A 16,179-nucleotide genomic window follows, 5' to 3' on the forward strand; every position below is an offset into this window, starting at 1 on the left:
GCTCGAAGTGTGAGGCAAGGACATGACTGCATCCACCGACAAGGTCGTTGAAGCGCTGCGAGCGTCCCTGAAGGAGACCGAGCGTCTGCGGCAGCAGAACCGGGAACTCGCGGCGGCCGCCCACGACCCCATCGCCATCGTGGGCATGGCCTGCCGCTACCCCGGCGGGGTCGCCTCCCCGGAAGACCTGTGGCGGCTGGTCACCTCCGGCGGCGACGGGATCTCCGGACTGCCCACCGACCGCGGCTGGGACCTGGAGAGCCTGTACGACCCCGACCCCGCGACCTCGGGCACCACCTATGTCCGTGAGGGCGGATTCCTCCACGACGCCGGAGACTTCGACCCCGGGCTCTTCGGCATCAGCCCCCGTGAGGCCCTGGCCATGGACCCGCAGCAGCGGCTGCTGCTGGAGACCTCCTGGGAAGCCCTGGAACGGGCGGGCATCGACCCGTCCTCCCTCAAGGGCAGTCGCACCGGCGTCTTCGCCGGGGCCAGCCACCAGTACTACGGTCCCAGGCTTCACGAACCGGCTGAAGGCGTCGAGGGACATCTGCTCACCGGCAGCGCGACCAGTGTGCTGTCCGGTCGCGTCGCCTACACTCTGGGCCTTGAAGGCCCGGCGGTGACGGTCGATACCGCCTGCTCGTCCTCCCTCGTCGCTCTCCACCTCGCCGCGCAGGCGTTGCGCTCGGGGGAGTGCACGCTCGCCCTTGCCGGTGGCGTCGCCGTGATGGCGACGCCTGGCCCGCTGGTGGAGTTCTCGCGTCAGCGTGGCCTTGCCGCCGACGGGCGTTCCAAGGCGTTCTCGGCGGATGCGGACGGTATGGGCATGGCCGAGGGTGTGGGCGTGCTGCTGGTGGAGCGGCTGTCGGACGCGGAGCGCAACGGTCACCGGGTGTTGGCGGTGGTGCGGGGCAGCGCGGTGAATCAGGACGGTGCGTCGAATGGGTTGACGGCGCCGAACGGCCTGTCCCAGCAGCGGGTGATCCGTCAGGCGCTGGCGAACGCGCGGCTGACGGCGGCCGAAGTGGACGCGGTGGAGGCGCACGGTACGGGGACCCGGCTGGGCGATCCGATCGAGGCGCAGGCTCTTCTCGCCACCTACGGGCAAGGCCGGGAAGAGCCCCTGTGGCTGGGGTCGGTGAAGTCGAACATCGGGCACACGCAGGCGGCCGCGGGTGTGGCTGGTGTGATCAAGATGGTCATGTCGATGCGGCAGGGCGTACTGCCACAGACCCTGCATGCCGCCGAGCGCACCGCGCAGGTGGATTGGTCCGAGGGCGCTGTGGAGCTGCTGACCGGGGCGCGGGAGTGGCCGGAGTCCGGGCGACCGCGTCGGGCCGCCGTGTCCTCCTTCGGCATCAGCGGCACCAACGCCCACACGATCGTGGAACAGGCCCCGGAACCGGGCCCCGCCGACACCCAGCCCGAAAAGACCGCCCCGGTCCGCACGGACGTGGTGCCCTGGGTGCTGTCCGGTCGCACCGAGGCAGCCCTGCGGGCCCAGGCCCGGCGCCTGGCCGAGCACGTGGGCTCCCGGCCCGAGGACGGATCGGCCGACATCGCACTCTCCCTGGTCACGTCCCGGTCGGCCCTGGAACACCGGGCTGCCATCGTCTCCGGGGACAGGGACGAACTCCTGGACGCACTGGAGGCATTGGCCGAGGACCGGCAGGCCCCCGCACTGCGCCGCGGAGCAGCCCCGGGAGAGAGCACGCTCGGTTTCCTGCTGACGGGTCAGGGGGCGCAGCGGATCGGGATGGGCCGGGAGTTGTATGCGGCGTTTCCGGTGTTCGCGGAGGCGTTCGACGCGGTGTGTGCGCGGTTTGACGTGGAGTTGGACCGGCCGTTGCGGGAGGTTGTGTTCGAGGACGCGGCCGCGCTGGACCAGACGGTGTACACGCAGGCGGGTTTGTTCGCCCTGGAAGTGGCGTTGTTCCGGCTTCTGGAGTCTTGGGGTGTGACGCCGGATGTCCTGTTGGGGCATTCGATCGGTGAGTTGGCTGCCGCGTATGTGGCGGGGGTGTGGTCGCTTGAGGACGCGTGTGTGCTGGTGGCGGCGCGTGGTCGGTTGATGCAGGCGCTGCCCGCTGGTGGTGCGATGCTGGCGGTGCAGGCGAGCGAGGCCGAGGTGGCCGAGGCCCTGACGGGCCTGGACACGGTGTCGATGGCCGCCGTCAACGGGCCCGCGTCCGTTGTGGTGTCCGGTGACGAGAACACTGTGCTGGAGATCGCGGCCGGGTTCGCGGAGCAGGGGCGTAAGACCAAGCGGCTCACGGTTTCGCATGCTTTCCATTCGCCGCGTATGGAGCCGATGCTGGCGGAGTTCCGCAGGGTCGCGGAGGGGCTGTCGTATGAGGCGCCGCGTATCGCGGTCGTCTCGAATGTGACCGGACGGACTGCGACCGCCGAGGAGTTGTGCGATCCGGGCTACTGGGTGCGGCACGTCCGTGAGGCGGTGCGCTTCGCGGATGGGATGCGAGCGCTGGCCGCGGAGGGTGTACGCACCCTCATCGAGCTGGGCCCGGACGGTGTGCTCTCCGCGATGGGGCAGGAGTGTCTGCCCGACGACGCCGACGTGCTCGGTGTGCCCCTGCTGCGCGGCGGACGTGCGGAGGACGACACACTGACCGCCGCCGTCGCCGCGGCTCATGTGCGGGGCACCGCCGTCAACTGGGCGGCATTCTTCGCGGGGCGCGGAGCCGAGCCGGTCGACCTGCCGACCTACGCCTTCCAGCACGAGCGGTACTGGCTGCGGACCAAGCCGCTGCCGGGGACGGGCGAACTGCCCGGTGGCGTGGCCCTGCTGGACCATCCGCTGCTGGGCGCCGCCGTCACCCTGGCCAGCGAGGACCGGCTGCTGCTGATGGGCAGGCTGGCCGTCGACGTCGAGCCGTGGCTCGCGGACCACGCGGTGCTGGGCTCGGTGCTGCTGCCCGGCACGGCGTTCGTGGAGCTGGCTCTGCGGGCCGGCGATCAGGTCGGCTGCGACCGGCTGGACGAGCTGACCCTCGAGGCGCCGCTGATCGTGCCGGAACAGGGCGCGGTGGAGCTCCAGCTCGAAGTGGGCGCGGCCGACGCGTCCGGCCGCAGGCCGGTGACCCTGCACTCCCGCCCCGCCGTCTCCGACGACCGGCCGTGGTCCCGGCACGCGAGCGGCGTGCTGTCCGCCGTTGCGCGGGAGGTGGCGCCCGCCGAGCCCGTCGGCCGGGTATGGCCGCCGACCGGGGCCGAGCCGGTCGAACTGGACGGCTTCTACGAGCGACTGGCCGCCCTGGGCCTCGACTACGGCCCGGTGTTCCAGGGCTTGCGTGCCGTGTGGCGCGGTGACGGGGAGGTGTTCGCCGAGGTCGCGCTGGAGGAGCGGGCGGCCGGGGACGCCGCCCGGTTCGGGCTGCACCCGGCGCTGCTGGACGCCGCCCTGCACGCCCTGGGGCTCGCCGACCTGGTGGCGGAACCCGACCGGGTCCAGCTGCCGTTCGAGTGGCGAGGCGTCTCGCTGTACGCCTCCGGCGCGGCGGCCCTGCGGGTCCGGCTGTCCTCGGCCGGAGCCGACAGCGTCGCGCTGGACATCGCCGACTCCCTGGACCGGCCCGTGGCATCCGTGGACCGACTGGCCCTGCGACCGGTCACCGGGGAGCAGCTGGCCCAGGCCCGCGTCGGCCGACACGACGCCCTGTTCCGGGTGGAGTGGACCGCGCTTCCGACCACGGAGGAGCCGCCGTCCGGCTCCACCGGGGACTGGGTCGAGCTGATCGCGGAGGAGACCGCGTCCGGCGAGCCGGGCGGGGGAGGGGAGCGGTACGCCGATCTGGGCGCGCTCGCCGCAGCGGTCGACACCGGTCGGCCCGCCCCCGAGGCGGTCATCCACCGTGTCACCACCGGCACCGCGAACACCGGCTCCCTCGCCGACGTCGGCTACGACGCCGCCCGTGCCGTACTGGACCTGCTCCAGGCATGGCTTTCCGACAGCCGGTTCACCGCGTCCCGGCTGGTGCTGATCACCACCGGCGCCGTCGCCGCGACCGGCGACGGGGACGTGCGCGCCCCCGAGGCGGCAGCGGTGTGGGGCCTGGTGCGCTCGGCGCAGTCGGAACACCCCGGCCGACTGGTGCTGCTGGACGCCGACCCGGCGACGCCCGGCGCCCCACTGCCGACCGCGGCCGTGCGGTCCGCCGAACCGCAGCTCGCCGTCCGCGGTGGCGACCTGCTGATACCCCGACTGGCCAGGGCGCCGCAGAACGAGGCCGTCACGGGCCTGGTGCCCGACCCTGCCGGGACGGTCCTGCTCACCGGTGCCACCGGCGCCCTGGGCGGCCGGTTCGCCCGGCACCTGGTCACCCGGCACGGCGTACGACACCTACTGCTGACCAGCCGCAGCGGCGCCCAGGCCGAGGGCGCCCCGGAGCTGGCGGCGGAACTCACCGCGCTGGGCGCCACGGTGACCCTGGCGGCCTGCGACATGGCCGACCGCGACGCCGTCGCCGCGCTGCTGGCCGGAATCCCCGCCCCACACCCGCTGACCGCCGTGGTGCACGCGGCAGGCGTACTCGACGACGCCCTTGTCGACACACTCACCCCGCAGCGCCTCGACCGGGTGTTCCGGCCCAAGGCGCACGGCGCGGTCCACCTGCACGAACTGACCCGCGACCTGAACCTGTCCGCGTTCGTGCTTTTCTCCTCCGTCTCGGGCGTCGTGGGCAGCCCCGGTCAGGCCAACTACGCCGCCGCCAACGCCTTCCTCGACGCCCTGGCCCGACACCGCCGCGCCCAGGGGCTCCCCGCGACCTCCCTGGCCTGGGGCCTGTGGGAGGGCGACACGGGTATGACCGGCAGCCTCGACGAGGGCGATCTCGCCCGGATGCGCCGCGCCGGAATGGTCGGGCTCACCGCCGAGGAAGGGCTCGCCCTGTTCGACGCGGCCTGCGCCGGGGCCGACGCCGCGCCCGTGCCGGTCCGCCTCGCCCCGGCCGCCCTGCGCCGCACCGGAAACCCGTCCCCGTTGCTGCGCGGTTTGGTCCGAGGTCCCGCCAGGCGCGCGGTGGACACCGTCGGCCCCGACACCGCCGCCGGAGCGTTCGCCGACCGTCTGACCCGGTTGCCCGCAGCCGAACAGGCACGGCTCATACTCGACCTGGTCCGCACGGAGACCGCCGCGGCGCTCGCCTTCGCCGGACTCGACGAGGTGCCGCCCGCCAAGGCGTTCAAGGACCTCGGTTTCGACTCGCTGACCGCCGTGGAACTCCGCAACCGCCTCAACGCGGCCACGGGCCTCCAGCTGCCCGCGACCCTGATCTTCGACCACCCGACCCCGGCCGCGCTCGGCGACCGCCTCCGGGCCGAGCTGCTGGGCGAGGACGACGCGGAGGACACCTCGGCGACGACGGTGGCCGGGGCCGACGAGCCGATCGCGATCGTCGGCATGGCCTGCCGCTACCCCGGCGGCGTCCTGTCACCGGAAGACCTGTGGCGGCTGGTGGCCGGTGGCGCCGACGGTATCGGGGAGTTCCCCACCGACCGCGGCTGGGACCTGGAGAACCTGTACGACCCGGACCCGGCCCGCGTCGGGACGTCGTACGCCCGTGAAGGCGGCTTCCTCCACCAGGCGGGCGACTTCGACCCCGGCCTGTTCGGGATCAGCCCGCGTGAGGCGCTGGCGATGGACCCGCAGCAGCGGCTGCTGCTGGAGGCCTCCTGGGAGGTCTTCGAGCGGGCGGGCATCGACGCCGGTTCGCTGAAGGGCAGCCGCACCGGTGTGTTCGCCGGGGTCATGTACCACGACTATGGCGCCCGGCTGAGCACCGTCCCGGACGAGGTCGAAGGCTTCATCGGCACGGGCACGTCGAGCAGCGTGGTATCCGGCCGGATCGCCTACACCTTCGGCCTGGAGGGCCCGGCCGTCACCGTCGACACCGCCTGCTCCTCCTCCCTGGTCGCCCTGCACATGGCCGTGCAGGCCCTGCGGTCGGGGGAGTGCTCGCTCGCCCTCGCCGGCGGTGTCACGGTGATGTTCACGCCCGGTACCTTCGTGGAGTTCTCCCGGCAGCGCGGCCTGGCACGCGACGGTCGCTGCAAGTCCTTCGCGGACGCGGCGGACGGCACCGGCTGGGGCGAGGGCGTCGGTGTGCTCCTCGTGGAGCGGCTGTCGGATGCCCTGCGCAACGGGCATTCGGTACTGGCGGTGGTGCGCGGCAGTGCGGTGAATCAGGATGGTGCGTCGAATGGGTTGACGGCGCCGAATGGTCCGTCGCAGCAGCGGGTGATCCGTCAGGCGCTGGCGAACGCGCGGCTGTCGGCGGCCGACGTGGACGCGGTGGAGGCGCACGGCACGGGCACGACGTTGGGTGACCCGATCGAAGCGCAGGCCCTCCTCGCCACCTATGGACAGGGTCGGGAAGAGCCCCTGTGGCTGGGGTCCATCAAGTCGAACATCGGGCATACCCAGGCGGCTGCGGGTGTGGCTGGTGTGGTCAAGATGGTGATGGCGATGCGGCACGGTGTGCTGCCGCGGACCTTGCACGTGGATCAGCCGTCGCAGCAGGTGGACTGGTCCGAGGGCGCGGTGGAGCTGCTGACCGAGGCGCGGGAGTGGCCTGAGTCGGGGCGACCGCGTCGGGCCGCCGTGTCCTCCTTCGGTATCAGCGGCACCAACGTCCACACCATCATCGAGCAGGCACCGGACACCGTCCCGGCCGAGGAGCCGGTACGGACCGTGACCTCGCCGGTCGTGCCGTGGGTGCTCTCCGGCTCGGCCGAACCCGCCCTGCGCGCCCAGGCAGCGCGCCTCCTTGCCCACCTGGACCGTCACCCGGAGGTCGAACCTGGCGATGTGGCACTGTCGCTGACCACTGCGCGGATGGCGCTGGAGCATCGGGCCGCGGTCGTCTCCGCGGATAGGGCCGAACTCCGCGCGGGACTGGCGGCTTTGGCCGAGGGTGAGCGCCTGCCGGGGCTCGTGCGCGGATCGGCCGGTGACGGTGGCAGGGTCGGATTCCTCTTCACCGGGCAGGGGGCGCAGCGGGTCGGGATGGGCCGGGAGTTGTATGCGGCGTTTCCGGTGTTCGCGGAGGCGTTCGACGCGGTGTGCGCGCGGTTCGATGTGGAGTTGGACCGGCCGTTGCGGGAGGTCGTGTTCGAGGACGCGGCCGCGCTCGATCAGACCGTTTACACGCAGGCGGGTTTGTTCGCTCTCGAAGTGGCGTTGTTCCGGCTTCTGGAGTCTTGGGGTGTGACGCCGGATGTCCTGCTGGGCCACTCGATCGGTGAGTTGGCTGCCGCGTATGTGGCGGGGGTGTGGTCGCTGGAGGACGCGTGTGTGCTGGTGGCGGCGCGTGGTCGGTTGATGCAGGCGCTGCCCTCCGGGGGCGCGATGGTGGCGGTGGAGGCGAGCGAGGCGGAGGTCGCCGAGGCCCTGGCGGGCTTGGACACGGTCTCGATCGCCGCTGTCAACGGGCCCGCGTCCGTTGTGGTGTCCGGTGACGAGGACGTCGTACTGGAGATCGCGGAGCGGTTCGTTCAGCAGGGTCGTAAGACTAAGCGGCTCGCGGTTTCGCATGCTTTCCATTCGCCGCGTATGGAGCCGATGCTGGCGGAGTTCCGCCAGGTCGCGGAAGGCCTGTTGTATGAGGCGCCGCGTATCGCCGTCGTATCCAATGTCACCGGTGCACCGGCGGGCGCCGAGGAATTGCGCGACCCGGAGTACTGGGTACGGCATGTGCGCGAGTCGGTGCGATTCGCCGATGGCATGCGGACGTTGACCGAACAAGGTGTGCGGACCCTGATCGAGCTGGGCCCGGACGGTGTGCTCTCCGCGACGGGCCAGGACAGCACCGACGCCCTCTTTGTGACCACCCTCCGTGCCGACCGGCCCGAGGCGCAGACCGTGACCACGGCCGTCACCCAGGCCCACGTCCGCGGAGTCACTGTCGACTGGGCGGCGTTCTTCGCCGGGCGCGGCGCCAGGACGGTCGACCTGCCCACCTACGCCTTCCAGCACCAGCGGTACTGGCTGGCTGGCGGCCGTTTCGCGGGTGGCATGGAACTCGGCGGCCTCGGTCCTGCCGGTCACCCGCTGCTCAGCGCGGCGGTGGAACTGCCGGACACCGGTGGTGTGCTGTTCACCGGTCGGCTGTCGCTGGAGGAGCAGCCATGGCTGGCGGACCACGCCGTCCTGGGCTCGGTCCTGCTGCCCGGTGCCGCTCTGGTGGACCTGGCTGTGTGGGCGGGTGATCAGGTCGGCTGCGGGCGGGCCGTGGAGCTGACGGCCGACAGCCCGCTGGTCCTCCCGGAGCTGGGCGCCGTACAGCTCCAGGTGGTGGTCGGGGACGCGGACGAGGCGGGGCGGCGTGCGCTGAGCGTGTACTCGCGTCCGGCGGACGCGTCCGAAGGCGGCACCTGGACACGGCACTCCGGCGGTCTGCTGGCCCCGGAGAACACGGTCCCCACGGCAGAGGTGTCGGTCTGGCCGCCCGTGGACACCGAGCCGGTGGCGGTCGACGGCCTGTACGAGGACCTTGCGGGCCTGGGCCTGGCCTACGGGCCGGTGTTCCAGGGGCTCCGGGCCGCGTGGCGTCGGGGCGCGGAGGTGTTCGCCGAGGTCGCGCTGCCGGAGGCCATGGCGGACGCGGCCGGACGGTACGGCCTGCATCCGGCATTGCTGGACGCGGCGCTGCACACGGTCGGACTGGTCTCACCGGCCGAGGAGGCCGGTGCGGCGCGGCTGCCGTTCTCCTGGGCCGGGGTGAGCCTGCACGCGACCGGCGCCACCGAGCTGCGGGTACGGCTGAATCCCGTCGGTACCGACGTCTTCTCGCTGACGCTCACCGACCCCTCGGGCGAGACGGTCGCCACCGTGGACGCGCTGACCGCACGGCCGGTGCGCGGCGAGCAGCTCGACGCCGTCCGCGGCACCGGCCACGACGGGTCGCTGTTCCGTGTGGAGTGGACGGCTCCGCCCATGGCACCGTCGGGCGCCGTGGAGGGCGCCTGGGCCGTGCTGGACGACCCCACCGACCCCACCGGCGTGGCAACGCTGCTGGGCGGCGAGGGTGACGAGGGCGTCGCGGTGCCGTCGTACCGGGACCTCGCCGAGCTGGCGGCGGTGGACGGGCGAGTACCGGATGTGGTCGTGGCGGCCGTGCCCGACCGCTCGGGCGCGCTGTTCGGCGAAGCGGGCGGCGACGGCCACACCGAGCCGGTGCACGAGACGGCTCGATGGACGCTGGAGCTGGTGCGGGAGTGGCTGTCGCGGGAGCGGTTCTCCCGCTCTCGTCTGGTCCTGGTCACCCGTGGCGCGGTGGCCGTCGAGGCGGGCGAGGACGTGCCCGACCCCGCCGCTGCCACCGCGTGGGGACTGGTGCGTTCGGCGCAGTCCGAGCAGCCGGAGCGGTTCGTCCTGGCCGACCTCGACGCGGCCCCGGCCTCCGGTACGGCGACAGCGCTGGCGGCGCTGCTCGCCGCCGGTGAGCCGCAGGCCGCGGTGCGGTCCGGTGTCGTACGCGTGCCACGGCTCACCCGAGAGGTCTCCTCGCCCCCGGCCACCGCACCGGTGTGGGACGCCGAGGGCACGGTGCTCGTCACCGGGGGTACGGGCGCGCTCGGCGCCCTGGTGGCCCGGCATCTCGTGGCCGAACACGGCGTACGACACCTGCTGCTGACCAGCCGCCGGGGGCCGGCGGCGCCAGGCGCCGCCGAGCTGCGCGACGAGCTGACCGGGCGGGGCGCACGGGTGACCGTGGCCGCCTGCGACGTCGCCGACCGGGACGCGCTCGCGAGCACCCTGGCGGAGGTGTCGGCGGAGCATCCGCTGCGCGCCGTGGTGCACACAGCCGGTGTCCTCGACGACGGCGTGCTGGCGGCGCTGACGCCGGAGCGCGTCTCACGCGTCCTGCGCGCGAAGGCCGACGGCGCGTGGCATCTGCACACGCTGACCCGGCACCTCGACCTGTCCGCGTTCGTGCTGTTCTCCTCCGCCGCCGGAGTGCTCGGTGGCCCCGGACAGGCCAACTACGCCGCCGCGAACGCCTTCCTGGACGCGCTGGCCGCGCACCGCCACGCCGCCGGGCTGCCCGCCCGGTCCCTGGCCTGGGGCCTGTGGGAGCAGCCGGACGGTATGGCGGGAACGCTCGGGGCCGAGGACCTGGAGCGGCTGCGGCGCTCCGGGATGAACCCGTTGTCCGCCGAGCAGGGCATGGCCCTGTTCGACGCCGCGTGCCAGACCGGTGAGCCCGTCCTCGTACCGCTGCGCCTGGACACCTCCGCGCTGCCCGCGGAACCGGCCGCGGCGGTTCCCGCGCCGCTGCGCGGCCTGGTCCGCAGGCCGGTCAGGAGGCGGGCGGGAACCAGCGGTGGCGCGCTCTCCCCGCAGGCACGGCTGCGGGCCCTGGCGGAGGCCGACCGCACCCGTACGCTGCTGGAGCTGGTCCGTACCGAGGTCGCGGCCGTGCTCGGCCACGCCTCCGGGGAACAGGTCGACGCCTCGCGGGCCTTCGGCGAGCTGGGTTTCGACTCCCTGACCGCCGTGGAACTCCGCAACCGCCTGACCGCGGCCACGGGCCTCCAGCTGCCCGCGACCCTGATCTTCGACCACCCGACCCCGGCCGCGCTCGGCGACCGCCTCCGGGCCGAGCTGCTGGGCGAGGACGAGGCGGAGGACACTTCGGCGACGACGGTGGCCGGGGCCGACGAACCGATCGCGATCGTCGGCATGGCCTGCCGCTACCCCGGCGGCGTCCTGTCACCGGAAGACCTGTGGCGGCTGGTGGCCGGTGGCGGTGACGGCATCGGCGGGTTCCCCACGGACCGGGGCTGGGACCTGGAGAAGCTGTACGACCCCAGCCCGGACAATCCCGGTACCTCGTACGCCCGCGAGGGCGGCTTCCTTTACGACGCGGCCCTGTTCGACCCCGGACTCTTCGGCATCGTCCCCAGCGAGGCGCTGGCGATGGACCCGCAGCACCGGCTGCTCCTGGAGACCTCCTGGGAGGCGTTCGAGCGGGCGGGCATCGACCCCGGCACCCTCAAGGGCAGCCGTACCGGTGTCTTCGCCGGAATCATGTACCAGGACTACGCCTCCCAGACCGGCACCGTCCCCGAGGGCGTCGACGGCTACCTGGGCTCGGGCAACGCGGGCAGCATCGCTTCGGGGCGTGTCGCCTACTCCTTCGGGCTGGAAGGCGCGGCCATGACCGTGGACACCGCCTGCTCGTCCTCGCTGGTCGCCCTGCACCTCGCCGCGCAGGCCCTCCGACAGGGCGAGTGCACGCTCGCGCTGGCCGGTGGTGTCTCCGTGATGTCCACGCCGAACACCTTCGTGGAGTTCTCGCGCCAGCGCGGGCTCGCCGCCGACGGCCGTTGCAAGTCCTTCGCGGACGCGGCGGACGGCACTGCCTGGGGCGAGGGCGCGGGCATGCTGCTGCTGGAGCGGCTGTCGGATGCCCGTCGCAACGGTCACCGGGTGTTGGCGGTGGTGCGGGGGAGTGCCGTGAACCAGGATGGCGCGTCGAATGGGTTGACGGCGCCGAATGGTCCGTCGCAGCAGCGGGTGATCCGTCAGGCGCTGGCGAACGCACGGCTGTCGGCCGCTGACGTGGACGCGGTGGAGGCGCATGGTACGGGGACCCGGCTGGGTGACCCGATCGAGGCGCAAGCCCTCCTCGCCACCTACGGGCAGGGCCGCGAAGAGCCTCTGTGGCTGGGTTCGGTGAAGTCGAATCTCGGGCATACGCAGGCGGCCGCGGGTGTGGCCGGGGTCATCAAGATGGTGATGGCGATGCGGCACGGTGTGCTGCCGCGGACCCTGCACGTGGACGAGCCCTCGCAGCAGGTGGACTGGTCCGAGGGCGCGGTGGAGCTGCTGACCGAGGCGCGGGAGTGGCCGGAGACCGGGCACGCGCGGCGGGCCGGGGTGTCTTCCTTCGGGCTCAGCGGTACCAACGCGCACGTGGTCCTGGAACAGGTCCCGCAGGACGAACCGGTCGACTCGGCGGAGACGGTGAACGTCGACTCGCCGGTTGTGCCCTGGATGCTGTCCGGAGGCACGGATGCGGCACTGCGCGCCCAGGCCCGGCGTCTGGCCGAGCATGTCCGCTCCCGTCCGGCGGAGGCACCGGCCGACATCGCCCTGTCGCTGGCCACGACGCGGGCGGCGCTGGAACACCGGGCTGCTGTCGTCTCCGGGGACCGAAACGAACTCCTGGCTGGGCTGGCCGCGTTGGCCGAGGGCGCGCCGGGGCTCGTACGAGGCTCGGCCGGTGAGGCTGGCCGGGTCGGGTTCCTGTTCACGGGGCAGGGGGCGCAGCGGGTCGGGATGGGCCGTGAGCTGTATGCGGCGTTTCCGGTGTTCGCGGAGGCTTTCGACGCGGTGTGTGCGCGGTTCGACGCGGAGTTGGACCGGCCGCTGCGGGAAGTCGTGTTCGAGGACGCGGCCGCGCTCGATCAGACGGCGTACACGCAGGCCGGTTTGTTCGCCCTCGAAGTGGCGTTGTTCCGGCTGCTGGAGTCGTGGGGCCTGGCACCGGATGTCCTGCTGGGGCATTCGATCGGTGAGCTGGCCGCCGCGTATGTGGCGGGTGTGTGGTCGCTTGAGGACGCGTGTGCGCTGGTGGCGGCGCGCGGGCGTTTGATGCAGGCGCTGCCCTCCGGGGGCGCGATGGTGGCGGTGCAGGCGAGCGAGGCCGAGGTCGCCGAGGCGCTGATGGGCCTGGACACGGTGTCGATCGCCGCTGTCAACGGGCCCACCTCCGTGGTGATGTCCGGCGACGAGGATGTCGTACGGGAGATAGCCGGGCGGTTCGCGGAGCAGGGTCGCAAGACCAAGCGTCTGACGGTCTCGCACGCCTTCCATTCCCCGCGTATGGAGCCGATGCTGGCGGAGTTCCGTCAGGTGGCCGAGAAGCTGTCCTACGATGCGCCGCGCATTCCTCTGGTCTCCAACCTGACCGGTGGGATGGCCAGTGCCGAGGAGTTGTGCGCTCCGGAGTACTGGGTGCGGCATGTCCGTGAGGCGGTCCGGTTCGCGGACGGGGTCAGGTCCCTGGACGAGCTGGGCGTACGGACCTTGGTCGAGCTGGGCCCGGGCGGTGTCCTGTCCGCGATGGGTCAGGAGAGCACGGACGCCGTCTTCGTGCCCGCCCTGCGCGCGGACCGCCCGGAGGCGCAGGGCCTCACATCCGCCGTCGCCCAGGCGCATGTCCGTGGAGTCCCCGTCGACTGGGCGGCGTTCTTCGCCGGGCGCGGCGCCAGGGCCGTCGAGCTGCCCACCTACGCCTTCCAGCGCGAACGCTACTGGCTTGGCCGTGGCCAGCCCACTGTGGACGTAGAACTTGCCGGTCTGGGCACAGCGGACCATCCGCTGCTGGGTGCGGCGGTGGAACTGCCGGACACCGGCGGGCTGTTGTTCACCGGACGACTGTCGCTTGAGACACATCCGTGGCTCGCGGACCACGCCGTGATGGGCTCGGTGCTGCTGCCGGGCACGGCGTTCGTCGAGCTGGCCGTACGGGCGGCCGACGCCTGCGGTTGTGACGAGGTCGCGGAACTGACCCTCCAAGCGCCGCTGATCCTGCCGGAGCGGGGCGGCGTACGGTTCCAGCTGCTGGTGAGCGGGCCGGGCGAGGGCGGACGGCGCGAGTTCAGCGTCCACGCGACGCCGGAGCGGGCGACGGACGAGCAGGTGTGGACCCGGCACGCGACCGGCGTGCTGGTTCCCTTCACCGGCAGCGCGGCCCCGCCCGCCGAGCTGCGCGTATGGCCTCCGGCGGGGGCGACGCCGCTGGCGGCCGACACCTTCTACGACCGTGCCGCACGGGCCGGGTTCGGATACGGTCCGGCGTTCCAGGGGCTGCGGGCCGCCTGGCGGCTCGGCGACCAGTTGTTCGCGGAGGTCGAGCCTGCGGACGATGCCACGGCAGGTGCCGAGGCGTTCGCGTTGCATCCGGCGCTGCTGGACGCGGCCCTGCACACGCTCGGGCTGATCGCGGACGGCGCGGACGACGCGTACGGCGCGCGGCTGCCGTACGCCTGGTCCGGGGTCCGGCTGCATTCCGCTGGCGCCGGCGCCCTGAGGGTGCGGCTGTCGGTCGCGGAGAACGACGTGGTGGCACTGGACGTCGCCGACCGGAACGGGCTTCCGGCGGCGAGCGTGGCGTCGCTGACGCTGCGCCCGGTGACCGGGGAACAGCTCAGGGCGGCCCGGGGCGGCCACCGGGACGCGCTGTTCCGGCTCGACTGGACCGTGGCGGCCCCCGTGAGCACCGTACGACCCGCCGCGTGCGCCGTGGTGGGCCCGGACAGCCTGGGACTTGCCGACGGGCTGCGAGCGGGCGGTGTCGCCGTGTCCGCCCACCCGGAGAGCCTGCGGGACGCCCTCGAGGAAGGGGCCGAGCTGGTGTTCTTCGACAGCTCGGGCCCGGGGAGCCAGGGGCAGGACACCCCGGGCGCGGTCGCCGCGGCCACCGGCACCGCGCTGGCCGTCGTACAGCGCTGGCTGACCGAAGAGCGCGCGACCGGGGCGCGGCTGGTGCTGGTGACGCGGGGCGCGGTGGGCACGGGGGCGCCGGGCGAGGGGGCGCCGGACCCGGTTCAGGCGGCGGTCTGGGGGCTGGTGCGCTCCGCGCAGTCGGAGCATCCGGACCGGTTCGTGCTGCTGGACATCGATGAGGACGAGGCTTCCCGGCGGCAGTTGACGGCCTGTGCCGTCAGCGGCGAGCCGCAGGTCGCACTGCGTGCCGGGACCGCGTATGTGCCGAGGCTGGAGCGTATGACCGGCGCGGAGCCGGGCGGTCGGGCCTGGGACGGAGCCGGAACCGTGCTGATCACCGGCGGGACCGGGGCGCTGGGGAAGCTGGTAGCCCGGCATCTGGTGGCCGAACACGGCGTCCGCGGCCTGCTGTTGGCCAGTCGGCGGGGCGAGGCCGCGCCCGGTGCGGCGGAGCTGGTGACCGAACTCGCCGCCGTGGGTGCGTCGGTGCGGGTTGCCGCGGTGGACACCGCGGACCGGGACGCCCTCGCACGCCTTCTCGCGGAGATCCCCGCAGAGCGTCCGCTGACCGCCGTGGTGCACACCGCGGGCGTGCTGGACGACGGCGTGGTGGCCTCGCTGACACCGGACCGGCTGGCCGAAGTGTCGCGGCCCAAGGCGGACGCGGCCTGGCATCTGCACGAGCTGACCCGTGACCTGGACCTGTCGGCGTTCGTCCTGTTCTCCTCCTCCGCCGGGGTCTTCGGCGGTGCGGGCCAGGCCGGATACGCCGCGGCCAACTCCTTCCTGGACGCGCTCGCCCACCACCGGCGCCACCAGGGCCTGCCCGCGACCTCGCTGGCCTGGGGACTGTGGGAGCAGGACGACACCGGCATGGCCGGTGGCCTCGACGAGGCGGACCTCGCGCGGGTCCAACGGCTGGGCATGTCCCCGCTGTCCCCGGCGGAGGGCCTGGCCCTGTTCGACCTCGCGCACGCCGCCGACGAGCCCGTGCCCGTAGCGGCCCGGCTGGACCTGACCGGAATGCGGAACCAGGCTGCCCGGGGCGGCGCCGTACCGGCCCTGCTGCGGGGCCTGCTGCCCGCGCCCGCCCGCCCGGCCACGCAGGACGGTCCGGCGGCGCCGAGTGGACTCGTCGAGCAGCTGGCCGGGCTGTCGGAGAGCGAGCAGGAGCGCGCCGTGCTCCAGTGGGTGCGCGAGGAGACCGAGGCGGTCCTCGGCCACCGCGCCCCCGGCGTCTTCGACCCCGAACGCGGATTCATGGAGTCCGGCTTCGACTCTCTGACCGCCGTGGAACTGCGCACCCGGCTCGCCTCGCTCACCGGTCTTCACCTGCCCGCCACGCTGCTCTTCGACTATCCGGCACCGCTCGAACTGGCCCGCCACCTGCGGGCCCTGCTCGCACCGGCCCCGGCCGCCGCGCCGTCGGTCGACGCGGAACTCGACCAGATCGAAGCGGCCCTCGCCGTGCTCGCCGACGACCAGGACCAGCGCGCCCGGGTCGCGCTGCGTCTGGAGAGCCTGCTGGCCAAGCTGGGCGGCGGCCGTAGCGACGCGCGTCCGGAACCCGGACCGGCGGCCGGTGCCGTCAGCCTGGCCGATCGGCTCGCATCGTCGACCGACGACGAACTCTTCGACTTGGTCGACAAAGACCTCGGCCTCTCATGAGTCGCCAGGTGAACGAAACCCCACGCTTTCCG

1 protein-coding gene is annotated in these 16,179 nt (G+C 73.2%); it reads left to right on the plus strand.

From position 1 onward, the window contains the following. Window positions 1-67: 67 nt before the first annotated feature. On the plus strand, window positions 68-16,147 hold the full coding sequence (locus tag ACFV9T_RS25160; protein ID WP_385444126.1) for an SDR family NAD(P)-dependent oxidoreductase: 16,080 nt from the start codon (window positions 68-70) through the stop codon (window positions 16,145-16,147). Window positions 16,148-16,179 lie beyond the last annotated feature (32 nt).

It is taken from the genome of Streptomyces sp. NPDC059850 (assembly GCF_042731515.1).
Classification (GTDB): domain Bacteria; phylum Actinomycetota; class Actinomycetes; order Streptomycetales; family Streptomycetaceae; genus Streptomyces.